At 40.7% G+C, this 24,735-nt stretch carries 19 protein-coding genes; 11 read left to right on the top strand and 8 right to left on the bottom strand.

Translation table 11 applies throughout. The annotated features are described in order from the left end of the window. Positions 1-29: 29 nt before the first annotated feature. The gene (prmA, locus tag GGR21_RS13815) at positions 30-872 is read right to left on the bottom strand and encodes a 50S ribosomal protein L11 methyltransferase (protein ID WP_183307824.1); all 843 of its coding nucleotides are present in this window, start codon (positions 870-872) and stop codon (positions 30-32) included. 142 nt (positions 873-1,014) lie between these two features. On the opposite strand from prmA, the gene GGR21_RS13810 reads away from it, so the two are divergent. Further along, positions 1,015-1,662, top strand: a complete 648-nt coding sequence (locus tag GGR21_RS13810) for a GNAT family N-acetyltransferase (protein ID WP_183307823.1) — start codon at positions 1,015-1,017, stop codon at positions 1,660-1,662. 104 nt (positions 1,663-1,766) lie between these two features. Here GGR21_RS13810 and GGR21_RS13805 read toward each other — a convergent pair whose 3' ends face one another. The 5 genes from GGR21_RS13805 to GGR21_RS13785 all read right to left on the bottom strand — a co-directional run bounded on the left by GGR21_RS13805 (position 1,767) and on the right by GGR21_RS13785 (position 11,492). After that, positions 1,767-3,734, bottom strand: a complete 1,968-nt coding sequence (locus GGR21_RS13805) for a protein-disulfide reductase DsbD family protein (protein ID WP_183307822.1) — start codon at positions 3,732-3,734, stop codon at positions 1,767-1,769. Positions 3,735-3,748: 14 nt separating this feature from the next. Beyond that, positions 3,749-4,924: a redoxin family protein gene (locus GGR21_RS13800; protein WP_183307821.1), complete on the bottom strand. Its 1,176-nt coding sequence runs from the start codon at positions 4,922-4,924 to the stop codon at positions 3,749-3,751. A 17-nt stretch (positions 4,925-4,941) separates the two neighbouring features. Then, positions 4,942-6,354: a RagB/SusD family nutrient uptake outer membrane protein gene (locus GGR21_RS13795; protein WP_183307820.1), complete on the bottom strand. Its 1,413-nt coding sequence runs from the start codon at positions 6,352-6,354 to the stop codon at positions 4,942-4,944. Positions 6,355-6,375: 21 nt separating this feature from the next. Further along, a complete protein-coding gene (locus tag GGR21_RS13790; protein ID WP_183307819.1) occupies positions 6,376-9,639 on the bottom strand; it encodes a SusC/RagA family TonB-linked outer membrane protein in 3,264 nt (1,087 codons plus the stop codon). Between the two features lie 167 nt (positions 9,640-9,806). Then, the gene (locus GGR21_RS13785) at positions 9,807-11,492 is read right to left on the bottom strand and encodes a tetratricopeptide repeat protein (protein ID WP_183307818.1); all 1,686 of its coding nucleotides are present in this window, start codon (positions 11,490-11,492) and stop codon (positions 9,807-9,809) included. Between the two features lie 450 nt (positions 11,493-11,942). Here GGR21_RS13785 and GGR21_RS13780 point away from each other — a divergent pair, with 450 nt between their 5' ends. The 3 genes from GGR21_RS13780 to GGR21_RS13770 all read left to right on the top strand — a co-directional run bounded on the left by GGR21_RS13780 (position 11,943) and on the right by GGR21_RS13770 (position 16,410). Further along, complete coding sequence (locus GGR21_RS13780) at positions 11,943-13,361, top strand: Gfo/Idh/MocA family oxidoreductase (RefSeq protein ID WP_183307817.1); 1,419 nt, start codon at positions 11,943-11,945, stop codon at positions 13,359-13,361. A gap of 43 nt (positions 13,362-13,404) precedes the next feature. After that, positions 13,405-14,754: a 3-keto-disaccharide hydrolase gene (locus GGR21_RS13775; protein ID WP_183307816.1), complete on the top strand. Its 1,350-nt coding sequence runs from the start codon at positions 13,405-13,407 to the stop codon at positions 14,752-14,754. 114 nt (positions 14,755-14,868) lie between these two features. After that, on the top strand, positions 14,869-16,410 hold the full coding sequence (locus GGR21_RS13770; RefSeq protein WP_183307815.1) for a family 43 glycosylhydrolase: 1,542 nt from the start codon (positions 14,869-14,871) through the stop codon (positions 16,408-16,410). A gap of 46 nt (positions 16,411-16,456) precedes the next feature. Here the strand turns inward: GGR21_RS13770 and GGR21_RS13765 are convergent, their stop codons facing one another. Continuing rightward, the gene (locus GGR21_RS13765) at positions 16,457-17,908 is read right to left on the bottom strand and encodes an amino acid permease (RefSeq protein WP_183307941.1); all 1,452 of its coding nucleotides are present in this window, start codon (positions 17,906-17,908) and stop codon (positions 16,457-16,459) included. Positions 17,909-18,330: 422 nt separating this feature from the next. On the opposite strand from GGR21_RS13765, the gene GGR21_RS20795 reads away from it, so the two are divergent. The 5 genes from GGR21_RS20795 (at position 18,331) to GGR21_RS13740 (ending at position 21,894) form a co-directional block, all read left to right on the top strand. Continuing rightward, positions 18,331-18,501 (top strand): hypothetical protein, encoded by a 171-nt coding sequence (locus GGR21_RS20795; RefSeq protein ID WP_221233007.1) that lies wholly within the window; start codon positions 18,331-18,333, stop codon positions 18,499-18,501. A 222-nt stretch (positions 18,502-18,723) separates the two neighbouring features. Next, positions 18,724-19,461: an energy transducer TonB gene (locus GGR21_RS13755; RefSeq protein ID WP_183307813.1), complete on the top strand. Its 738-nt coding sequence runs from the start codon at positions 18,724-18,726 to the stop codon at positions 19,459-19,461. Positions 19,462-19,501: 40 nt separating this feature from the next. Next, positions 19,502-20,401 carry a TonB family protein gene (locus GGR21_RS13750; protein ID WP_183307812.1) on the top strand — a complete coding sequence of 300 codons (900 nt, stop codon included), beginning with the start codon at positions 19,502-19,504 and terminating at the stop codon, positions 20,399-20,401. Between the two features lie 6 nt (positions 20,402-20,407). Continuing rightward, the gene (locus GGR21_RS13745; RefSeq protein WP_183307811.1) at positions 20,408-20,878 is read left to right on the top strand and encodes a carboxypeptidase-like regulatory domain-containing protein; all 471 of its coding nucleotides are present in this window, start codon (positions 20,408-20,410) and stop codon (positions 20,876-20,878) included. Beyond that, entirely contained in the window at positions 20,875-21,894 is a 1,020-nt protein-coding gene (locus GGR21_RS13740) for a radical SAM/SPASM domain-containing protein (protein ID WP_183307810.1), read from the top strand. Before GGR21_RS13745 ends, GGR21_RS13740 begins: the two co-directional genes overlap by 4 nt. 391 nt (positions 21,895-22,285) lie before the next feature. Here GGR21_RS13740 and GGR21_RS13735 read toward each other — a convergent pair whose 3' ends face one another. Continuing rightward, positions 22,286-22,711 (bottom strand): helix-turn-helix transcriptional regulator, encoded by a 426-nt coding sequence (locus GGR21_RS13735; RefSeq protein WP_221233006.1) that lies wholly within the window; start codon positions 22,709-22,711, stop codon positions 22,286-22,288. A 357-nt stretch (positions 22,712-23,068) separates the two neighbouring features. On the opposite strand from GGR21_RS13735, the gene GGR21_RS13730 reads away from it, so the two are divergent. Then, on the top strand, positions 23,069-23,818 hold the full coding sequence (locus GGR21_RS13730; RefSeq protein WP_183307809.1) for a 5'-nucleotidase C-terminal domain-containing protein: 750 nt from the start codon (positions 23,069-23,071) through the stop codon (positions 23,816-23,818). Positions 23,819-23,839: 21 nt separating this feature from the next. Further along, complete coding sequence (locus tag GGR21_RS13725; RefSeq protein ID WP_183307808.1) at positions 23,840-24,661, top strand: bifunctional metallophosphatase/5'-nucleotidase; 822 nt, start codon at positions 23,840-23,842, stop codon at positions 24,659-24,661. Positions 24,662-24,735 lie beyond the last annotated feature (74 nt).

The raw sequence follows: 24,735 nt of genomic DNA, 5'->3' as shown, positions 1-24,735 counted from the left end.
CCAAAGTCTTTTTTACTTATATAAATCATCTAAATACCTTTCTTAAATTTAACGGCTGTCCAGTTATCTTTTTCCGTATTGTGACAGAATATTAGTCCATTCTTATTGCACACCTCAGTAATGGCAGGAATATCTTCCACATAGAAGCCGCTCATATATAAAAACCCTCCGCTATTAAGCACAGAAACGTAAGCCGGAATATCATTCAGCAATATATTGCGGTTGATATTCGCCAGTACAATATCGAAAGTTTCACTACCCAGTAGTTCGGCACCGCCTATTTCCACTTTTACGTTATCTATTTTGTTCAAAGCCAGGTTCTCCTGAGCATTGTCGTATGCCCATTTATCAATATCGATAGCGGTGATAGGATCAGCTCCGCGCATAGATGCCAGAATAGCCAGAATGGCCGTTCCCGCACCCATATCGAGTACTGATTTTCCGGTGAAATCTTCTTTCAGTATTTCCCTTATCATCAGCTCTGTAGTTTGGTGATGTCCGGTTCCGAATGCCATCTTAGGATCGATGTAAATATTATATTCATAAGTAGCCGGTATGTTGTGAAATGTACTTTGGATGATACACTTATCATCTATTATCAATGGCTGGAAGTAATTTTTTTCCCATTCTTCGTTCCAATTGCGGTCTTCTATGGCTTTGTACGTATATATTATTTCGGCCTCAACAGGGAAATTCCCCAAAACTTCGTCCAATTTTCCGGTATCGAAAAGCTCTTTCTGTATATAGGCTGTCGTACCCAGTTCGTCTTCCACAAAGCTCTCGAATCCTATCTCGGCTATCGTGGCCGAAAGGATACTGTTGACTATTTCATCATTCGGTGTGCAGATAAATTTAACTTCAATATATGTCATGATATTTTATTTTCTGCAAAAATACACTTTTATTCTGTATTCAGGCTGTCCGGATAATTACTTAATTATGCAAAATTATAGGACAGACAGAAAAGAAGGCTGCCGGATTTTATTTTTACCTTTGAAATTTGAAATAGTAAATATGGAAAAATTTCTAATTGAAAAAATACAGCAATCCGAAATTGATGAAGTCGCTGAAATTCTAACTGATGCATTTGAGACAAACCCGGCGTACTCCATTATTTTCAAGAAGGAAGGGCAACTCAGATCAGGCTTATTTTGGTTGTTCAGCGCAAGTTTGCTTATAAACAATGATAAGGAACCTTTGACAAATGTTATCAGAGAGAAAGATACTGGAAAAATAACCGGTACATTTACTTTAATACCACCACAAGGTGTAAAAAAAGGCTTTTCTGTATATTTAAAAACCGGGGTTCCTGACTTTATTTCAAGATTTGGGATAAACCCATTGATCCGGATGCTTAGTCTGGATAGTTGCAATAAAGAATCGCTGGCTAAATCCATGAAGGTTTCTGAATATTATTATTTGTCGATGGTGGCAATCAGGGAAGAATACAGAGGAATGGGGACAGGTTCTTTTGCTATAAAACAGACTGTTCAGGAACTCACGGCCTCTAAGCCCGCCTGTAATTTAATGGGACTGACAACTCAATTACCCGAAAACGTGACATTTTATTCCCGGTTGGGTTTCGAAAAACTAGACGAAGGATATATTGACTTTAAAGGAGATAGTTATTATAATTACAATATGGGGTTAAAGATACATTGATACACGAAAAAATTGAATATTATAGGCGGAGGGAATTTCTAGTCATATTAATACTATAAAATTCCCTCCGAAGTTGTATGTAAGAAAAGTGTATTTTTTATTCTTTAATATTGAACTACTGATTCGAATTCTTTATAATTACCCAGCCCCGTTTGCAGAAAATCGACATATTTGTCTATATTTTCGTCATAGGCATAAGATTTATTAAGGGGTTTCCCGTCGTTATCCAGTAGTACATAAAATGGCTGGGCATTCGCCCCGAATTTTACGCGTTGCAGATAGCTCCATTTATCGCCAATTGTTTTCAGGGTGATTTCCTTTCCATTTTCAGTTATCTTTACAGGTTGTGGCAGCGGGCGCTTGTCATCTACGAACAAAGTAATAAGCACATATTTATTATCAATAATACTGCTTACCCTGCTGTCAGTCCAGACGGCCAGCTCCATTTTTCTGCAGTTGACACAACCATATCCCGTAAAATCAAGCATGACCGGCTTCCCGTTCTTTTTTGCATACTCCATGCCTATATCATAATCATCGAATTTGGCATGAACCTCCTTTGTATAGAGATTAAAGTCCTGCGTATTCATAGGAGGTGAGAATGCGCTGATCGCCTTCAATGGCGCGCCCCATAACCCGGGGATCATATATATGGCAAAAGCAAGTGATACCAATCCGATGAAGAAACGGGGAATACTCACTTTTGTACTGTCATCGTCGTGAGGAAACTTCAGCTTACCAAGCATATATACTCCCAGCAGACCGAATATAACGATCCACAACGCAAGAAACGTTTCCCTGTCAAGGATTCCCCAGCCATATGCAAGGTCGGCAACAGACAGGAATTTGAGAGCGAACGCCAGTTCTATAAAGCCTAAGAATACTTTCACCACATTCATCCATCCACCCGACTTTGGAGCTGACTTCAGAAAAGACGGGAATAACGCAAAGAATGTAAAAGGCAAAGCTAAGGCTATCGCAAATCCAAGCATACCAATAGCCGGAGCTATAATGCTTCCGGTGGAAGATACCTCTACCAACAGAAATCCTATAATGGGGCCTGTACACGAAAAAGAGACCAAAGCCAGGGTAAATGCCATAAGGAAAATACCTATAAGGCCTCCTGTTTTTTCTGCTTTGCTATCTACTGCGGTACTCCACGAGGAAGGCAGTGTGATTTCGAACGCACCGAAGAACGAAGCTGCAAATACAATCAACATAAGGCAAAACAATATATTGAATATTGCATTTGTAGACAATGCGTTAAGTGCACTGGCTCCGAATATGAGGGTTACAGCCAATCCCAGCAGAACGTATATCACAATTATAGACACGCCATAAGTAATAGCGTCTTTAATACCTTTTTTCCTATCCTTATTCTTTTTCAGGAAAAAGCTTACAGTCATTGGAATTATCGGCCATACGCACGGCGTAAACAAAGCCAGCAATCCACCCAGAAAACCGGTGATAAAAATATATATCCAGGATATATCGTTTTTCCCCAGAGTTTCTCCAAAGCTATTCAACTCCTTGATCACAGGTGTCCAATAATCGGGACTATCGCCCTGGATACTGGATACACCGGAAACAACAGTTTCGCTGTTTCCGGTTGTAACCTCTACATTTCCGTTTGTATAATCGAAAGGAACACTTGTCGGCGGCAGACAGCTTTCGTCATTACAAGCTGCATATTCGAGATATCCGCTTACAAGATATTCAGGTTCTGTAATCTTTATTTTCTGGACAAATACAGCATTCTTCTCAAAATAGCGAAGGTTAATATCGAATACTTTATCGAATGCTTTCACTTCCTGCCCTCTGAATGTAAGCTTTCCATCTGTCTCGGCGCCTTTTATTTCTTCTATCGTAATGGATGTGGAAACAGGCCCTCCGGAAGGCAATTCGGTGGAGTAAACGTGCCAGCCGCCGTCGATAGTTCCGGAAAAGATTATTTCCGCTTGGGAGTCTGATATAATTTTCAATTCAGCTGAAAACTTCACAGGCTCCTGGATCTGAGCTATGGCACCGATAGTTAAAAAAGAAAATAATAATGCAAACAATATTCTTTTCATAGGCTACTTATCGTTTACTTAAACAACTCTGCAAGTTTATTCTCCAGTTCTTCGCCTCTTATTTTCTCTGCAACAATAATACCTTTATCATCTATTAAGAACATTGCCGGAATGGCTTTTACATTAAGGGCATCACTAGCTCCTTTGCTATCCAGATAGTTAGGCCACACCAGTTTTTCTTCATTAAGGGCTTTTTCCCAGTCTGCTTCTTTTTTATCTATCGAAATGCTGATGATCTCAAATCCTTTCGATGAATATTTTTCATATAGTTTTTTCAGGTTAGGTATTTCTTTGCGGCACGGAGCACACCATGATGCCCAAAAATCGATAAGTGTATATTTCTTACCGTTACTTACTTCAGCCACCGTAGTTTCTTTATTGTCTTTGCCGACAAGGGTAAACGCAGGGAGAGCTTTTCCGACAAAACCTTCAGGGAATAACTCTTCTTTTACGATCTTACCATAATAACTGTCTTTCGCTTCCTGCGAAAATTCTTCATACCATGGATTTTGCTCAGGTGTAAAATAAGACATAACGTCCATCATTAACATTGGCCCCCACCACGAATCCTTATTATCCATGATAATTCCTTTCATTGTCTTTTCCACGGTTTCGAAGAAATTCTTTTCGTCCGCAGCAAATTTCTTGGCGGCATCAGTTTGATTCAATGAATCTAGCAGAACCTGGTTTTTAGCCATACGCGCCTGACCGATGGCTTCCGATATTTCCTTATTATTATCATGGTAGGCTGTATACAAAGAATCCAGCATTTTGCGCGGAGCTATTTTTTGTGTATACAAGTCATGCGACTTACTGCCTGTTACCACGATATTGTCGAAATTATAAGTAACGTTATCGCCTTGTTCACTTTTTTTTACATCTCCTGTCAAACCGATTTTTCCGTTCTCAACCATAAGTTTAGCCAGGCCACGGCTTTCAGCCACATGGATATAAAACATCCGGGGTTCATCGGCCACGCCCGTAAAAGTAAATTTGCCATCTTTCACAATCGTTTCCGCCACTGGTTTTTCATCCTTATGGGTAGCTCCGGGAATCAATTCTACTTTAGCTCCTTCGGGAATGCCTTGCAGATTTCCTTCAATTGTGTACGATGTAGCCGGTTGTTCTGTGCAGGAAATCATTATTGTTCCTGCCACAAATAAAACTGATAGTTTTTCTAAAATTTTCATGGTTGTGTTTTTTATTATTATTTACTTACATTTTGCGTGATTGTACCATTACCCGGATTTTTAATCGCCCCCATCGGGAAAGGCATTGTCCACATATGCGACGACGGAGACAATGTCAACGTTTGCCCGTCCTCCACTTTGCTTAATGTCCGAGCATATTTAGTCTCAAGATTATACCGGCGCGCATCGGCAAAAGGAATGATGGTTAATATCAGTTCATTGTCCTTTGTACGACGGATATATTCAATTGCCTGCTCTTCAGTGGATGCTGTAAGCGGCACATATTGGTCAGACAAGATGCGGGTTTCCCGTACTTTATTCAGTTCATCCATCGCTTCATCATACTTTCCGCTGCGGGCAAGACATTCCGCCTTAATAAGATATACCTCTGCGGTAGTAATACCTCCTGCGTTGAAAAAGCCACGGGTAGTGCTTACGCAATAAGTTTCTGTTCCTACGGTTCTTACTTTCCAGCGTGCGGCAGCTTTTGCATCCCCTTCTTCGAACCGAGCCTTGCGTTCGACAGGAATAGAGTTTTCTGTAGAAGAATAAGACGAGGCTCCATGCCGGAAATAATAATTCTCAACATAATAATGCCCTGTGGGTGAAGCCGTAGTGGTATATGAATCAGGCGTTTCAATCTGTGTTTTATTTTCAGCATAGTATGCCGTCCAATCATATAGCTGGTCATTCTCGGCCAAAGCAAGGTTTGCATATTCCAAAGCTTTGGTGTAATTGCTCATCTGGAGATAAAGGCGGGCATAAAATGCATAAGCTGCCCCCAGGTTAGGATGTAATGGTGTTGGCGATTCCTCCTTCAGGAAAGGTAAAGCTTCCTGCATATCATTCAGAATGAAATCGTATATCCCCTTCACGGTCAGTTGCTGGTATGGAGCGTTAATATCTGCGCTTGTTATCAGGGGAACTGCATTTTTAGCAGACGCATCGCTTTCCTGATAAGTGTCGGCATAGAAGTTTACCAGATAAAAATAATTCATGGCGCGCAATACTTTCGCATAAGCAATCACTTCGTTACGTTCGGCGTCGGTAGCTTCAGTTGCCGTAGGCGCATGCTCTATGAGAAGATTGCAGGTGGAAATGGATGCATAACTGGCGTAATACATCGTTTCGTCCGAATTATTCAGGTTGATACGGTCTGCGCTTTCATCCCACATATAGTTAGCCTTGGTTAAAGGATAATAATTCAAATTGGCAATTGTCTGATACCTGTCATTCAGCAGGTTGACAGCATTGGATGCATCCAGCCTGTGAACTCCGTATTCATCTCTCAGTAAGGCCTCGAAATCGGCCAGGGTAGTAGGAATCCTTTCACCCTTTGGCAAAATATCGAGGTAGTCGTTGCATGCTGTAAACGACAAAATGAAGACAAATACAAGTAATAATTTTACGGGAAATATATTGGTTTTCATATATCAGTTGTATTTAATTATTTAAAAGTTTAAGTATAATCCCCATACATAGTTAGGGCTGTTGTATCCTCCCAACAAGTATTTAGCTTCGTTGCTTTTTGTCAGGGTCATCAGGTTCTCTATATTGAACTGCAAACGTGCATTTCGCAGGAATGCTTTCTTACAAATCTGAGCCGGAATACTGTATGACAGGGAAATATTACTCAGTCTGAGATTGGCTGCATCAATTACATTTATATCCGCATTGGCATATATACTATACAAATCACTGCTGTAGAAAGGGCTTTCTGCAAAAATTATACGCGGGATATTGGTATGAGCTTCGTCTCCCGGATTGCGCCAACGGTTTACTATATCTTTATTGGTTGCTGTTATATTGGTTATATAGGAATAAGCCGCGCTGGAATATGAAGTACCTAATGTTGGCAGGAATGTATTTCGCATCTTATGCCCTGTTTCATATATCAGCATAAACGACAAGTCAAAGTTTTTGTAACGGATAGAGCTACTAAATGAGCCACTATGAACAGGCACGGTAGTACCGGCATACACAATAGCATCGAGGTTTGTAGGTACCGATGATACAACATCTCCGTTTTCGTCGTATACCTGAGGAAGCCCCTCGGCACTAAGTCCGGCCCATTTGTAAGCATATATCGCCTGATAAGGGTTTCCTGTGCGGGGATAGGCTGTAGGATAGTCTATCTGGAGATAATAGACAGGAGCTTCAACATTTACATACGTTACTTTATTCTTATTATATCCGTAAATAAAGGTCGAGTTTATAGCGAAATCTTTAGTGCGGATAATATCTCCCGACAAGGTTATTTCCACACCCCTGTTTCTCATCTCTCCATTATTAATCTGATAAGTGGAATAACCAAACCCTTCGGTAGGAACTCCCATGGTACTGGAAAGCAGATCTTTTCCATACTTATTATAATACTCGATAGTTCCGGTTAACCGGTTCTTAAACAAAGCAAAGTCCATACCTATATTTGTGGTGGTGGTTTTTTCCCACGATAGAGAAGGATTAGGTCGCGAAGATATAGACCCTTGCGTTCCTCCTACATTTGCATTTGTAGAGTAGTAGGCGACCATGTACGGGGCTTTATTTTTAGCTATATTTCCGCCAATACCATACGACATACGCAATTTCAGGCGGTCTATCCATGCAATGTTCATAAATGATTCCTTATCGACATTCCAGCCCAGGCCGGTTGACCAGATCGGTTTATTCTGATATTTAGAAGCCGTTCCCCAAAGGTTTGACCTGTCCCAGCGCAAACTTCCTGTAAACAGGTATTTGTCATCGTAAGAGTAAGCTGCATTTCCATAATAAGAAACAAATCTGTTTGTGATCTCCTTCCTTGAAGCAACATCTGACGAATAGAACGTTCCTCCCCAGAATGGGCTTACGCCTTTGGCTAATGTTGCGGCATCGATCAGAGTATATGATAATATATCTGGATCATAATTAAACAACGTATTATTGGAAAACTCATATTTATTTTCACGGACTTCGTTTCCGAGTAAAGCTGTTACCTGATGCTTTCCTGCGAAGGTTTTATTGAAATTGAGTTGTTGGCGAGATGTATAGGCTTTAGAGTAGAAATTGACGGTGTTGTATATATTTCCATACGGTAAATTAAATACGGTGGCATTATCTTTCCGTGATGCCATATTATTTATTCGCGACCGCACCGCATACGAATTTTTATCCGACAACTTAGAATAACGGTCAGATCCATATTCATACTGGAACATACTGCTGAAATTCAGCCATTCGGTGAATTCAATACCCAGTTTACCATATGTTCTGTTTTGAAAACTTTTATTCTTCACTATATTCCTGCCTAATTCATCGAGCGGTGTTATATCCATATTATATAAGCCGTAACTGTCTATTAAGGCATAATTGTCTTTAGTAAGACGTGATGAGGCCAGTGATGTATAATTGCTGCCATCTGAATTCTTCAGCACATCATACGGCATATATTTATACCCCGGAGATAAAGCGTCATAAGATTGTGTATCTTGATCCTGATAATAATTGAAAGTTCCCAGATCCAGTTTCAGCCATTTAGTTATTTCCAGGTTATTGGTGATATTTATACCCACCGACTGATCACCGGTGTAGCGGTTTTCCTGTTTATTATCACGATATGTAATGGAGGCTTTAAACATATTATTATCTGTGGTCTTTCCTATCGATAAGTTATATTGTTGATAGAACGGATTCCGTTTCGCATATTTTTCCACATCATTATAATAACTGTAACCCTGAGCAGCAAGATTATTCAATTTTTGCTGTAACTCAGATTCCGTCATTTTGCCTGCATAATAGTTCAAAATAGAAGATATTCCCTGTGTAGGGTATATATTTGAATCCAGCATGCGCTGCGCATAAGTCGAAGCATCGGTTCCCTGCAATGATGAGTTATTTGCAGCCCATTCCCTTTCAATATCTATCATATCAGCCGAATCGGTCAACCCGTCCTTATAGTAAGAATAGGGAGAAAAAGTAAATGTACTGGAGAAAGACACCTGCACCTTTCCTTTTGCAGCCTTTTTTGTAATGATAACAACCACCCCGTTTGCAGCTCTGGCTCCGTATATGGATGTTGCCGCAGCATCTTTCAATACGGTAATGCTTTCTATATCCTCCATATTCAGTTCAGGCAAACCTTCTATAGCACTACTGGTAGAGCCATCATATCTTACATTTTCGATAGGGAACCCATCTACCACATATAAAGGCTGCGCTGCACCATACATCGATGTCGTTCCTCTAAGCAACCCTCCAGTGAAACCGGCTACCTGTCCTTCAAGAAGCGTACTGAGGTTACTTAACCTTTGTTTGTCAAGCGTTGCGGATGTAACTTTGGAAAAAGATCCTGTAGCACGCTCTCGGGATATGGTCTGATAACCTGTAACAACGACTTCGTCCAGATCTGTTGTCGACGATTGCATTTCAATATTTAAACGCCTTTTTCCTCCGACAATATAACTTTGGGTAATATATCCCAAATATGAAAATACGAGAGAGTCTGATTCAGATCGGACATTTACGGAATAATGTCCATCAATATCTGTTGTTGTACCACCTGCAATTTTTCCATCTCTTTTTACTGAAACAACTAATCCTATTACAGGAAGTTGATCTTCATCAGTAACGATTCCGGAAACTGTAAATTCAGATTTCGCATTGTTTTGTGCATCTGCTTTATCTATACCTGACAAGATAAAGAGCATAAGAATACTAAAAGCTACGGTTTTCTTCATATTAGACCTTTATTTCAAATAATATATATAATATAAGAGAGAAGGTAAAATAAAAGAAAATGATTGTTAAAGCAAGTGAAAACACGACGTCAATATTGGCAATTGTCGTTTTTGTAAAACTTTTAGTAATAAAATGACACAACTATCAGCAATAAGCAAGCATTCGGTCACAATTTCTTTCGCTCCTGCTTTTCCAATTGATGCACTTTTTCCCGGTAAAGGGAGGGTGTCATACCAACCGAAGACTGGAATGCGGTGTAGAAAGTAGTCGCCGAATTAAATCCAAGATCGGCAGAAAGAGCCTTGAGCGGAATGTCGTTGCCGGGATCGGACAGAACCCGAACGGCATCTTCGATGCGAAAGGTATTGATGAAATGAGTAAATGACAAACCGGAATATTTATTTATTACCTGCGACAGATATGTTCTGTTTGTATTGAGGAGCGCAGCCAGCTTTTCTTTAGTCAGGTCTTTTTGTTTATATATGCGCTCATTGCGCATGAGGTTTGAGAGTTCCTCGTATAGCTTTATTTCTTTTTCTTCTGTCATCGACGATACGGAATACTTTTCAGCAACAGGCTCTTTTTCTACTTTATTTTTGAACTCATCAATCTGTTCCCTCAGATCCGCTTCCCTTTTTATTGCTTCCTGATTTCGCTTTACTATTTGAAGGTATAATTTATTCTTCTTATAATATGAGATATACGTTCCTCCCAATACAAGAAAGATTAGAATGAAAGCAAAAAGGAGTAACTGAAACTTTTTTTCTTTTTGCAATAAAACCAATTTACCCTGTTTTATCTCATTCTCTTGTTTTTCAGTATCATATTTTATCCTCAATTCGCTCAGGGTACGCTCTTTATCCGCATTATATATACTATCCGAGAAAGATTGGAATATCTTATAATACTTCAATGCATTGTTGTAATCGTTATCCAGTTCATAAGAGATGGATATATATTCATATAATTCGGGGACATGAATCGTATTTTTGTTTTTTAAAGAAATATCCAGCCCTTGCTGCAGTAACCGGACAGACTCCTTATATTGCTTTTGTTGTATAAAAACTTTGGACATACCAAGGTATGTACTGGCTATGGAAGAAATCTGGGATTGGTCTTTAAATTCCAAAGCCTTGTTATAAGCTTCTATTGCGGCCTTATTATCACCCGACTTGAATAATATATTTCCATATAAGTTGTATAAATTCGTTTTGTCGTGGAAATTATTTTTTTCGGTGATAAATTCTGCTTCCTTAATATACTTCAGCGCTTCATCGTAATCTCCCAATAAAAAGAACATATAGGCCGAATTGGTAGAGCCGCAATAAATAAGGTAGGCATCGCCTTTTTCATGTCCCAGATTATAACATTCCAACGCATATTTAAGGCCTTCGGTATCACCTTTCAAATAGTATATTCCGGATATATTACAAAGCAGTATAGAATACAGCCGTTCATGGGAACTTCGTTTTGCAGCTTCTATACCCTGAAAGAAATAATTAATAGACCGGTAATAATCCATCTCCACATTAGATGCATATAATCCCAAGCCGTTGTACACCGATGCCAGCGCCGAATCATTAGATAATTCCATTGCCAGCTTCAGCGATTTATCCATATAATGCTTAGATTCCAGTTCTTCCCCATTCATCATCATTGCCTGGCCAAGGTATATATAAGCATACATCCGGCCAGCTTCATCATTAGCAATCCGGGCTATGCTGTCCAGTATATGCGCATAATATATAGTCTGGGTATAATCACCACTGTTAATCAATAATTCGCTGATCTTCCTTAGTGATTGTATATCTGTAATATCTTTGCTTAGGTCTGTCTTTAAATTTGCAATCACTTCCTTTACTGCTTTTCTTTGTTGGGGAAAAACATTAGTGAAACTGCATGATAAAATCAGGGCAATTAGAAAGACATATCTTGAGACAAAGAGATTACGCATAAAATAAACCAAACAATTTAATCAGATTACAAATTTAAAAAAAGAACTCTGACATTATCATTTTATATAAATAAAGGTAATGAAATATTTTTTAACAGGTAATCCGGCACATCATTCGGAATTATTTTTTGAACCATATATTACTACAAACCTGATATGTTTTATAACATATAAATACACCAATGTCTTATAAGAAACAATAGCCATAAAAGTGAAGATTTTTGTATCTTTGCAATCGTGTGTGCGCACACATAACAAATAAAGACCAATGATCTTAACAAAAGAGTAAAAGCCCGATAAATTTTATATGTTAAAGCAGAAATCTAATTTTCAATCGAAATAAAAATCATGGTAACGCGAAGAAATTTTTTAAAAACAGCAGCATTAGCTTCAGCAGGCATGGCCGTTAGTGGAGTTAATGCAATGCCCGCCGGAAGCTACAACAGGGTGGCAGGCGCAGCAAAAAAAGTAAACATTGCCTATATCGGCATCGGTAACCGGGGAGAACAGATCATCAACGATTTTGCCAAAACAAAAATGGTGAATGTAGTTGCCCTGTGCGATATAGATATGGGAGCTAAACACACACAAAAAGTAATAGGCATGTACCCTAAGGCCAAACAGTTTAAGGACTTCAGGGAGATGTTCGACAAGATGAAAAATGAGATTGACGCCGTTACAGTGGCAACTCCCGATTTTTCCCATTTTCCTATCTGTATGATGGCTATGGCCTACGGAAAGCATGTATACGTAGAGAAACCGATGGCGCGTACTTTCCTCGAAGCCGAACTGATGATGAAAGCTGCCCGTAAATATCCGAATGTGGTGACACAGGTAGGTAACCAGGGACATTCCGAAGCCAATTACTTCCAGTTCAAAGCATGGCAGGATGCAGGCATAATAAAAGATGTGACAGCTGTTACAGCACACATGAACAATCCGCGCCGCTGGCATGGCTGGGATGTGAATATCTACAAATATCCCGAAGCTCAACCTATACCTTCCACTTTAGACTGGTTCAACTGGCATTGTGCTGCTCCATATCATGAATATAACGAAAAATATCACTACGGCGAATGGCGTAGCTGGTACGATTTCGGTATGGGAGCGCTCGGAGACTGGGGAGCACATATACTCGACACAGTACATGAATTTCTTGACCTGGGTCTGCCTTACGAAGTAAATCCGGTGAAACTGACCGGACATAACGATTATTTCTTCCCTACAGATTCTACTATCCTGTTCCGTTTCGGACCGAGAGGAGAAATGCCGGCCTGTGATGTAACTTGGTACGACGGAGTGAACAATGTTCCCCCACTACCTGATGGTTACGGCGAATCGGCAATGGACGCCAATATTCCGGCATCGAGTGTAGGAGAGATCGTAAAACAAAAGATCAATCCGGGCAAGATCATTTATGGTAAAGACCTGATATTTAAAGGTGCTTCTCATGGCAGTACCCTCTCCATCATACCGGAGGCCAAAGCGAAGGAAATGCAGTCGAAACTGCCGGAGGTACCGAAAAGCCCGTCAAACCATTTCGAAAACTTCCTGCTGGCTTGTCAGGGACTAGAGAAAACCCGTTCTCCGTTCGAAATACACGGGCCGCTCAGCCAGGTATTCTCATTAGGCGTTATGGCACAAAGACTCAATCGCAAATTGTATTTCGACAGCCGCACCAATCAGATCACCAATGATAAGTTTGCCAATGCCATGCTGACCGGAATACCGCCACGCAAAGGATGGGAAGATTTTTATATTGTGTAAAATACTGATTAAAAAAATAATAGTAAAAGAAGTCAAGAAAAAAATGAAAAAAAATATATTACTGGCAGCCCTTCTGTTGTTTACTGCTGCCATATCAGCACAGGAATGGCAACCCCTGTTTAACGGAAAGAACCTGAAAGGATGGAAGAAACTCAATGGCAAAGCCGAATATAAAATTGTTGATGGCGCCATTGTCGGCACCTCAAAAATGGATACACCCAACTCATTTCTGGCAACAGAAAAAAACTATGGCGATTTTATTCTCGAATTCGATTTTAAAGTAGACGACGGACTCAATTCGGGTGTACAGTTCCGCAGCCTTAGTCTTAAAGACTATCAGAACGGGCGTGTACATGGTTACCAGTTTGAAATAGACCCGTCGCAACGGGCATGGACAGGGGGTATATATGACGAAGCGCGCCGCAACTGGCTCTATCCTATGACAGTTAACCCTCCGGCTCAATCTGCATTCAAAAACAATGAATGGAACAAAGCCCGCATAGAAGCCATTGGCAACACCATCCGCACATGGGTAAACGGTATCGCATGTGCCAATATATGGGATGATATGACATTAAGCGGTTTCATAGCCTTGCAGGTACACGCCATATGGGATAAAAAACTGGAAGGGAAAACCGTTAGCTGGAAAGATATACGTATCTGCACAACAGATGTAGAAAAATATAAAACTCCCGAAACGAACGATGCACCTCAGGTAAACTGCATAGTGAACACCATCTCGCCACTGGAGGCCAAAGACGGCTGGGCTTTGCTGTGGGACGGCAAAACAACAAACGGCTGGAGAGGCGGTAAACTCACAACTTTCCCTACCAAGGGCTGGGTTGTCGATAACGGTCTTTTGAAAGTAATGAAAAGCGATGGAGGAGAATCTACCAACGGTGGCGACATTGTTACTACCCGCAAGTATAAGAACTTTATGCTCAAAGTAGACTTCAAGATAACCGAAGGTGCAAACAGTGGTGTTAAGTATTTTGTTGACACAGAATTGAATAAAGGAGCAGGATCTTCCATCGGTTGCGAATTCCAGATTCTGGACGACGAAAAACACCCTGATGCCAAACTGGGAGTAAAAGGAAACCGCAAACTGGGAGCGCTCTATGACCTTATTCCTGCGCCGGATAACAAACCATTCAAAAAGAAAGAGTTCAATACAGCAATGGTTATTGTAAAAGGTAATCATGTAGAACACTGGCTCAATGGTGTGAAATTATTGGAATATGATCGTAATAATGCAATGTGGAATGCACTGGTAGCTTACAGTAAATACCACGACTGGCCTAACTTTGGCAATGCTGCTGAGGGATATATCCTTTTACAGGATCATGGAGATGAGGTATGGTTCAAGAATGTAAAAATCAAAGAACTGAAATAATAATCTGAAATATGATAATATAAAACAGGTACGGAACTTATTCGTACCTGTTTTTGTATCAACTTTAGTGGAAAAACATCTTTCTTTCGTTCATAAATAAAGACTCAAATACCTATGAATAAAACCATCCCGATTTTTTTGTTCTTTTCAGCGCTCTGTTTCAACGTTTATTGCCAGCAGGAAATGTTCAGAAATCCGGTGATACACGGCGACATGGCCGATCCGTCGGTCATAAGAATAGATGACACTTACTATGCTACCGCCACATCATCAGAGTGGGCGCCATTTTATCCGGTCTTTGTATCTAAGGATCTGGTAAATTGGACACAAACGGGACATATTTTCAACAAAAAGCCGGAATGGACGAAAAATTCGTTTTGGGCTCCCGAACTTTATTACCACAACGGGAAAGTGTACTGCTATTATACAGCCCGCCGTGCATCGGATAATGTTACTTGTATCGGAGTGGCGACAGCCAATAATCCGACAGAAGAATTCACTGATCACGGACTGTTGATAGAACATGGTACAGAAGCCATAGATGCATTTATATACAATGACAATGGTCAGTTGTACATTACATGGAAGGCTTATGGCCTGGATAAACGGCATATCGAAATTGTAGGCAGCAAGCTGTCGGACGATGGCCTGCGATTAGAAGGGGAAATCTTTTCCCTACTGGTCGATGATGAAGATATAGGGATGGAAGGCCAGTACCATTTCAGACATGGCGACTATTACTATCTGGTATATGCGGCTCACGGATGTTGTGGCTTTGGCAGCGATTATGATGTATATGCCGCCCGTTCGAAAAGCTTTGAAGGCCCGTATGAGAAATATAGCGGCAACCCTATACTGAATGCACGAAATATGGATTTTATCTCCTCCGGCCATGGTACAGCAGTAACTACTCCTGACGGGCGCATGTTCTATATGTGCCATGCCTATGTGAAAGGTGATGAGGCATATATGGGACGCCAGCCCATCCTGCAGGAAATGTATGTCGGAGACGATAACTGGGTACATTTCAGCACGGGTAAGACTACGAAAATAGAGCAACCGATGCCTTTTCCAAATACTAAACAAAAGCCTGTCGCGGATTTTGAAGATAAATTTAGAAATGAAAACCTGAAAGTAGAATGGACATGGAATTACCCCTACGCAGATATAAAAACGGAAACCGGGAAAGGGAAGCTATTGTTGAGTGGCACGCCTATAGGAGAGAGCTATCCCGCAACGGCTTTGTGCGTAAGAGCGACAACGCCCGATTATGAATTTCACACAGCTGTCACTGACAAAAACAACAGTATGAAAGGCCTTACCTTATATGGTGATGACAAGAATATGATTATATGGGGTATAATAGATGACAGATTTGTTTTAAAGCAGGTAAAAGACGGACAGGAATCCGATGTTTACGAGACGTATGCTCCTGCTAAAAAGCTATATCTGAAAATTGCTGTTGAGCGAGGGCATTTATTATATTTCTACAAAAGCACTAACGGAAGAAAATGGGAAAAGATAAGCACTAATGCCAGGGATGCCGGATACCTCGTCCGCTGGGATCGTGTAGCCCGTCCGGGATTGATGCATATAGGAGATGTTGAACAACCTGCAGGATTTTCATATTTTAAACTGGAAAATTCAAGTAAATAAATAAGTAGCAGAAAGGCTATGAAAATGTACCATCAGAGCCTTTTTGTTACTTATTATTCAGCTTGCTATGCTTTATACCGTAAGTAAAATAAATTAAAAACCCAAGTATTGTCCATCCTATCAGTCTCGCCCATGTACTCCACGGAAGTGAAAGCATCTGAATAATACAGATAGCCGCACCCAGTAGCGGAAGATAGGGCACAAATGGTGTTTTGAACGGACGTTCCAGTCCGGGCTGTGTCTTGCGTAAAATAACAATCGATATACAAACTATCGTAAAGGCCATCAGTGTACCTATCGAGACCAGTTCACTCAGCACATGCAAGGGAAATAATCCGGCAATGATACCTGTGACTATACTGGCAAATATCGTAGCATTGTGAGGTACTCCATGCTTATCATGCACTTTCGAAAACACTTTCGGCAGCAGTCCGTCTTTCGAAATGGAATAATAAACCCTCGATTGACCGAGCATCATAACCAGTATTACCGAACTAAGGCCGGCGATAGCTCCCAGTTTGATGAACGGACTCAACCATGCCAGCCCCGAGCCTGCACGGTCGATGGCCAATGCTATAGGAGCATCCACATTCAGTTCTTTATAATTGACAATACCTGTCAAAACTGTTGTCACAGCAATGTATAGCAAAGCGCAGATCAATAATGAAATCAGTATTCCTTTGGGCATATCTTTTTGCGGATTCTTAGCTTCTCCGGCAGCCGTAGACAGGGCGTCGAAACCGAGATAAGCATAAAATACAACAGCCGCTCCGCGCAGAATACCCGTCCAGCCGAAGTTACCATAACCACCTGTGTTTTCGGGGATATACGGAACCCAGTTACTCGTATCAACATACGATAGCCCGAAGCCTATAAACAGCAATATAACTCCAACCTTGATAACTACAATTATATTGTTTACAAAAGCCGATTGCTTTATGCCTCCGATAAGGAATGCCGACACAATAGCGATAATGAATACGGCGGGGAAATTAATGATACGCCCGGTCCATACCCAGCTACCGTCTTTCAAATGGTCGAAAGTAGCGCCGGCTATCTGTTGGGGAAATTCTATCCCCCACCCGTTCAGCAGGCTGAGCATATAGCCCGACCATCCCACAGCGACGCTCGAACAGGCAAAAAGATATTCAAGAATGAGTATCCATCCCACAAACCAGGCAAGTATCTCGCCCATCGTAGTATAGCTGTATGAATAAACACCTCCCGATACAGGGATCATGGCAGCAAACTCAGCATAACACAATCCGGCCATTACACAACCAAGTGCCGATATAACGAACGATATAGTCAGTGCAGGCCCTGCATACAGGGCGGCCGCCTGTCCGGTGATCACAAAGATGCCCGTACCTACTATCGCACCGATACCTAATGTAACAAGATTGGTTGCCGAGAGGCTTCTCTTCAGGCCGCTTCGCCCTTCGTTAGGCTCATTCAATACGGCTGATATATCTTTTTTCTTAAATAATCTTTCTATCATCATCGGGAGTTTGTACAAAAGTAATGAATCTATATTGTATCTTTCCTTTTTGAAGATTATTTAGTAGAATATGTGGCATTTTCATATAATTCAGGGTAGATTTTTCAATGAGTATAACAATTAATGCCAATCAGGAGTTGAAATTATTATGATTGTAATAAATAATTGTTCGTTTTTACTAACGCGCCTTCCGGCTTGTCTTCTTTCAACTTTTTTCTTGATAAAAAAGTTACAAAAACTAATTAAGATTGAATACACTACGTTCGGTAAATTTCAAGCAAGCTTGACTTTACTCTCACTTAAACGTGTATTTCAAGGCTTCATTCCTCCGGCGACCCAAAACCGGCGTTGCGGCTGAACAAAAAGAACTCGCTCATCAGCAGGGCTAAATACGAATCTTACGTGTAAGCTCGAACAGCTTTTTGTTCTACGCCTCCACTGCCGGATTGGGTGCCCCGCCTGCGGAATGTATGCCGGAGTCGCAATGCGACGACAAGGATTACCCGGCCTTGGGGTGGCTTCGCCCAGTGGCATTAAGCCGTAGTGCGGGATCCCCGTCAGGTGAAAGGGGCGTGAAACCAAATACTGTCTGAGCCGCAGGCGAGTTTATTTGGTTTAGTCCGTGAGCCTGTAACGGGTCGCACGGAGGGTGAGCCACCAAAGCATTTTTGCATCCTTTTTTTGCTTAGGAAAAAAGGATGGCAAGTAATCTTCGATTACGCGCAGTATAAAATTGAACTATTAAATTTAACCGCCGATTCGCATTATTTATGGAAAAACAGGCCAAAATATCTCTATAAAACAAAACCGATAACATGAAAATCAGATCTTACAAACTTTTATTTCACATCTTTTCTTTTCTGGCCGACAGAACCAATGGTGCTTCACTGTTTGTCAGGTACAAACTGATACTGGGTACATTGATTATCGGGTTGTCAGGCATATCGTGCGGAAAATCGAAACCTCAACAGCCGTTCAATAACGAACCCATTGTTCCCAAACCGGATATTTCACAAATTACCTGTTACGATAGCATCGCTTCTCCACAAAGGACTGTGGATAGTATAGAAAAAACAGCACCTCCTTGTATTGAAATAGAGGAATTGCCCATTCCCCTACATATAACATGCTATGATATTGCAGTGATTGATACAATTCAGGAAGTTGTTATGTGCTATATACAAATATTGGATGAACCTGATATTCCGGAACCGCTATCAGAGCCTGTTATGTTATACGGATCGGTACAACATCCTCCCGTGTCGCCTGTGGGCGACCTGGATAAATTCATTGCATGGGTGCAGAACAACATCGAATATCCCCGCATAATGCTGGATAACAAAATACAGGGGCGCATCGTTGTGAACTTTATTGTAGATGAGGACGGAAATATCACAGAACCGAAGATCGTACAGAATATTATTCCCGATGCAGACAAAGAAGTGCTGCGGCTGATCACTTCCTGCGGCAAATGGGCTCTGGCATGGCATCATGGCGAAAAAGTAAAAACATCGATATTAATTCCCGTGAAATTTGTCTTACCCGAAGAATAAAATTATATCTTCGTAAAACACTGTATAAATCTGCATATCTATGAAAATAAAGTCGTACACCCTGTTATTCCGTATTTTCTCCTATCTGTCGGATAAGACCAACGGCGCATCGTTTTTCGTCAGATACAAACTGATGCTGGGAACACTTATTATCGGATTAACAGGCTCAGTAGCCAATGTCAAAGCACAGAAGAAAGACAGTTCATATACAGGCAATGACACAATTATCCTGCCAAAGGCTCAGGTTACTTGCTACAAAGTCTATATTCCGCCAGAGGAAGATCAGAAAGGAGAAGTAGAAGCAAAAGGAAACGTAACAGACCCAAGTGGAGAGCCGGTAATAGGTGTTACTGTGGTTGTAAAAAATACAAGAAACGGAACTGTTACCGATGCAAAAGGTAATTTTATCCTGAAAAAGGTAAAACAATCCGATATACTCGTGTTTTCATACATAGGATTTAAACAGCAGGAAGTAGCATTACCTAAAGTAAGAGCCAATGACATAAAAGTGGTTATGCAAGAGGATGAAATGATCCTTTGTTACGAGGTGGTGATTATCAGCCTTCCCGACAACGATGATATTTACAGGCGTACCCCTAAAAGAATAACCAAATTTTCGTATGAAGAAGCACAAACACCTCCTGTGTCGCGTGTCGGTAATTTACCCGCATTCGAAGATTGGGTAAACGATGAAGTGCGATATAACGATGAAATGCTGAAAGATAAGATAGAGGGCGAAGTCGTAGCCAGTTTCGCTATTGACAAGAAAGGCAACATCAAAGATGCGAAAATAACCCGGAAACTACATCCTTATGCCGATGCCGAAGTGCTGAGACTTTTGTCCACATCAGGTAAATGGACTCCGGGCGAGCATAACGGCAAAAAGATAAAAACGACAATGACAATCACGGTGAAATTTATTTTACCTGAAAATAAATAACATACGATGAAAATAAGATCATATAAAATACTCTTTCGCATCTTTTCCTATCTGTCGGACAAAACCAATGGCACCCGTTTTTTTGTGAAATACAAATTGTTACTGGGTACACTTATCATCGGATTGACAGCATCTTCGGCAGGATGCAAATCCAAAAAAAATGATGTGTTATGCTATATGATTATTCCCGAACCCGAGCATCAGATTATGTGCTATGAGCCTGCTGTACCTGTTCACGATTCTGTTATGGTCAGAGGTAATGTAGTGGATCATGATAAAGAACCCCTGGCCGGAGTTTCGGTTTATATAAAGAATAATTATCAGGCAATGGTTTATACCGATTTGGATGGAAACTTTGCGTTGAAAGCAGGAATCAATGATACACTCAGATTTACTTATGTAAGCCAGCCGATAGATATTCCTGTTTCGAAGATGAAAAAAGATGAAATTAATCAGATTGTATTTGAAGAAAAATGAAAATAAGACTACTCAATATAGCTTTCGAACTGACCGATAAGTGTAACCTCGGCTGCCGCTACTGCTACAACGTGTGGAAAATTCCCGGGGCGGAACGTAAGTCGTTCGATTCGTACAAAAAAGCAGAAAAAGCTCTCAAAACTTTGTTTTCGCAAGCCAATGTGCGCAATGTGACGCTGACAGGAGGTGAACCCTTTATGGCGCAGCGCATGAAAGAGATCGCCCTGCTTTGCCGTATGGAAAGAAAAACCGTTACCATTATCAGTAACGGATCATTGGGTACGGAGCAAGATTATCAAAGCCTTACGGCCATGGGCATCACTTTGTTCGAATTTCCCATCCATTCGGCAGATGAAGCTGTACATGATCATATTACACAGGTAAAAGGCAGCTGGCAAAAGTCTATCGCCTCCATTAAAGCCATACAGAAACTCGGAGGATTTCCCGTGCCTGTAATTGTGATGACCAAATACAATATAGATCTGATTGGCGACACACTCGATTTTATCTCATTCCTGGGGCTGAAACGTGTGATGATGAACCGCTACAACATCGGAGGCTGTGGCACGGCCGATCCGGCATCTGTGTCAGGCACGCACAGTCAGTTGTGCAATGCCTTCCGCACGGCTAATAACAAGGCTAAAGAATTGGACATGGTGATTTCCTCGAATGTTTGTTCGCCGGACTGCCTGATCAACCCTGCTGATTATCCTAAACTGATGTTCGGCCATTGTTCGGCAGATGTGCTGCTAAAGCCCATCACCATGGATATCAATGGCAATATCCGCCTGTGTAACCATTCGCCAGTGGTGGCAGGTAATATCTTCGAGCAGGATATAAAAGAAATACTCTACTCACCATATGCCAACTCATGGAACGAAATCACCCCCGAATTTTGTGCTTCGTGCAAGGCGTGGGAAAAATGCCGGGGCGGATGCCGGGCGGCTTCGGAGCAATGCGGGTTGGGATTGGAACATGTAGACCCGATACTGACCGAAACAGAACTTTTATTTTAATTCTTTTATGGGGAAATATTACGGAGCTGACGCACGCGAAACTCCTATCAACCAGAGCTCTTTTTAGCCAGTATATATAGAACAGAAAAGCCCCTTGATACAGTAGTCGTGGCCGGAAGGTTTTTATTCGATTAACTATTTATACATCAACAGATTGATATGGCATATACTCTGTTTTCAATTGCCTCCACTTTCAAGTGGAGGTTAAAATCAGACAGATAAAAAAGACTTTAGTCAAAAATCAAATATGAATAGATGTTTGGCTAAAGCCTTTTTTTTCAGATAGTCCTTATCCACGACTTAAAAGCCGTGGCAATTTATTATAAATAAACAACTTAAAATCTTCCGACCACGACTACTGTATCAAGGGGCTTTTTTATTTTAAATACGACTATTTCTTATCGTTCAACAGTTTTTCAAACAAGTCTGCTTTTTCCTTTTCCGACTTCAGCATCCGTTCATACAATTCTATCTTGTCGTTATAGAGTTCCACGATTTTATCGATAGGATTGAACGAGCAGTTGAAATTATAAAATCCGTTATGGTTTGTTACTTCATCGTTAAAGGTATTGATGTAGTTGTAAGTAGTATCCTCAGTCATATTCTTGATGGCTTCAACAGGTATATTCATTATTCGGGCTATCCTTTCCAGTGTAGGTTCATCAACCTCTTCTTTCTGTTCGAGCCCTGAAACAGCCTGTTGTGTAATATTCAGTTCTACGGCGATTGCTTCCTGCTTGATACCCAGCATTTCGCGCAACCGTTTGATATTATGTCCGTGATGGATCTTTTTATTCATTTGAGATTCTATATCCATGGATTGTATATTTTTGTAACAAATGTATAAAAAAATAACAATACTTTTTACTGTTTTGTTTTACAACCTTTTATCCGTATCGTACAACTATGAATTGTAAAATACAAGCCATCTCTGTTTTAATTTTATAATCGAATGACAAGTGATTTTATAATCACTTACAAACACTACTTTTGAGAGGGTGCCCCATGTGATATAGGGCGCTCTTTTTTTAATAATCATTTTTTACACGATGACATTCGATCGTGAGACAACATGAAATATAAAAAAGCTGTGGAGACAAAGATAAATCAAAGCCTTTTTTTACTTTTTACGTTATTAATTTTTTATATTTGATGTCGTTTTAAAAAGATGTACATGAAGCGTTTTATCATATATCCCGTTTTATTTTTACTTATTTTATCCTCATGTGGCAGGAAACAATACGTAATAAATTCAATCAAAGGAGAATACGTTCCCGTAACCAACACAAGTCATCCCGACCCTAAACTGGCCGCACTGGTAGACGGTTATAAACAGCAAATGGAACAAAGTATGGGGGTGATTATCGGACAGGCAACCCAGAATATGCCATATGGCAAGCCCGAAAGTCTACTGACTAATTTTACGTCCGACGTGATGAAATTACTCGACACCCGCTATACCGACGGCCTTCCTGTGGATATTACCCTGATGAATGTGAACGGCCATCGTGCGCCCATTGCCAAAGGAGATATTACCGTGGGCGACATATTCAGCACTTATTCTTTTGAAAACGAACTGGTAGTTGTGCGATTGAAAGGAACCGACCTCAACGAATTGTTCGACCAATATGCGCAGATGGGAGGAGCCGGAATTTCAGGTAATGTGCGTCTGGATATAAAAGACGGAAAAATAACATCTTCTTCTGTAGATGGCAAACCTGTGGATAAGGATAAAATATATACTATTGTAACCCTCGATTACCTGGCTGAAGGAAACGATGGCATGGAGGCACTGAAGAAAGCCCAATCGGTAACCCATACCAAAATGACACTCCGTGATTATATTCTCAATTACATAAAAAGTGAGACTGCCAAAGGAAATGTAATCGATTCGAAACTCGACGGGCGTATTACGGTAAGATAAAAAAGGAAAAATTTAAATGTGATGAATCAAAAATATATCTGCTTTTTACTTCTCGTATGTTTTTCTTTGAGCCTTGCCGCTCAAAAGAAACTCGTTATACTACACACCAACGACACACACAGCCGCATTGAACCTATGCCTGCGACTGACATCCGCAACCCTAATATGGGCGGGGTGGTGAACCGAAAAGCCGTGATTGACAGTATACGCACAGTAGAAAAGAATGTGCTGCTGTTCGATATTGGCGACTTTGTGCAGGGCACACCCTATTTCAACCTGTTTAAAGGCAGAGTTGAAGCTAAAGCGATGGATATGATGAAATACGATGTGGGCACAATCGGTAACCATGAATTCGACTATGGCCTCGACAGCATGAAAATGGTTTTCGACCTGCTCGATTACCCTCTTGTATGTTGTAATTATGATTTTTCGAAAACCGTACTCAAAGACAAGGTAAAGCCTTACATTATCTTGAAAAAAGCAGGGGTCAAAATCGGTATTATCGGAGCAGGAGTCGATCCTGACGGAATGATCCAAAAAGATAAATATGAAGGAATGGGATTCTTACCTGTGATAGAGACAGTTAACCGCTACGCAGAGCAATTGAAGCTAAAGGATAAATGCGATATTGTTATCTGCCTTTCGCATGTGGGTTACAATCCCGATAAATTGCTTGCCGAAAAGTCCCGATATCTCGATATTATTATTGGCGGACATTCGCATACTTTTATGAAAGCACCCGATATGATCCCTAATCAGGCAGGAAAAAATGTTTTTGTATACCAGGTAGGAAAAAATGGCGTTTATATAGGGAAAATAGAGATTGAATTAGCTGAAAAATAAATATCTTATTCCTCCACTTGAAAGTGGAGGAATAAGAAGAATAAATTAAAACGGCTTTAGCCAAATAACTAAAA

Source organism: Dysgonomonas hofstadii, assembly GCF_014196915.1.
In the GTDB taxonomy this organism is placed as follows: Bacteria; Bacteroidota; Bacteroidia; order Bacteroidales; family Dysgonomonadaceae; genus Dysgonomonas; species Dysgonomonas hofstadii.
Note: the sequence above shows the minus strand (reverse complement) of the source record. Positions and strands in the feature narration are given on the sequence as shown.

Excerpts from the sequence above, each read along its gene's own strand:
- prmA (WP_183307824.1), bottom strand. The coding sequence starts at position 872 with ATGACATATATTGAAGTTAAATTTATCTGCACACCGAATGATGAAATA.
- GGR21_RS13810 (WP_183307823.1), top strand. The coding sequence starts at position 1,015 with ATGGAAAAATTTCTAATTGAAAAAATACAGCAATCCGAAATTGATGAA.
- GGR21_RS13805 (WP_183307822.1), bottom strand. The coding sequence starts at position 3,734 with ATGAAAAGAATATTGTTTGCATTATTATTTTCTTTTTTAACTATCGGT.
- GGR21_RS13800 (WP_183307821.1), bottom strand. The coding sequence starts at position 4,924 with ATGAAAATTTTAGAAAAACTATCAGTTTTATTTGTGGCAGGAACAATA.
- GGR21_RS13795 (WP_183307820.1), bottom strand. The coding sequence starts at position 6,354 with ATGAAAACCAATATATTTCCCGTAAAATTATTACTTGTATTTGTCTTC.
- GGR21_RS13790 (WP_183307819.1), bottom strand. The coding sequence starts at position 9,639 with ATGAAGAAAACCGTAGCTTTTAGTATTCTTATGCTCTTTATCTTGTCA.
- GGR21_RS13780 (WP_183307817.1), top strand. The coding sequence starts at position 11,943 with ATGGTAACGCGAAGAAATTTTTTAAAAACAGCAGCATTAGCTTCAGCA.
- GGR21_RS13775 (WP_183307816.1), top strand. The coding sequence starts at position 13,405 with ATGAAAAAAAATATATTACTGGCAGCCCTTCTGTTGTTTACTGCTGCC.
- GGR21_RS13770 (WP_183307815.1), top strand. The coding sequence starts at position 14,869 with ATGAATAAAACCATCCCGATTTTTTTGTTCTTTTCAGCGCTCTGTTTC.
- GGR21_RS13765 (WP_183307941.1), bottom strand. The coding sequence starts at position 17,908 with ATGATAGAAAGATTATTTAAGAAAAAAGATATATCAGCCGTATTGAAT.
- GGR21_RS13755 (WP_183307813.1), top strand. The coding sequence starts at position 18,724 with ATGAAAATCAGATCTTACAAACTTTTATTTCACATCTTTTCTTTTCTG.
- GGR21_RS13750 (WP_183307812.1), top strand. The coding sequence starts at position 19,502 with ATGAAAATAAAGTCGTACACCCTGTTATTCCGTATTTTCTCCTATCTG.
- GGR21_RS13745 (WP_183307811.1), top strand. The coding sequence starts at position 20,408 with ATGAAAATAAGATCATATAAAATACTCTTTCGCATCTTTTCCTATCTG.
- GGR21_RS13740 (WP_183307810.1), top strand. The coding sequence starts at position 20,875 with ATGAAAATAAGACTACTCAATATAGCTTTCGAACTGACCGATAAGTGT.
- GGR21_RS13735 (WP_221233006.1), bottom strand. The coding sequence starts at position 22,711 with ATGGATATAGAATCTCAAATGAATAAAAAGATCCATCACGGACATAAT.
- GGR21_RS13730 (WP_183307809.1), top strand. The coding sequence starts at position 23,069 with ATGAAGCGTTTTATCATATATCCCGTTTTATTTTTACTTATTTTATCC.
- GGR21_RS13725 (WP_183307808.1), top strand. The coding sequence starts at position 23,840 with ATGAATCAAAAATATATCTGCTTTTTACTTCTCGTATGTTTTTCTTTG.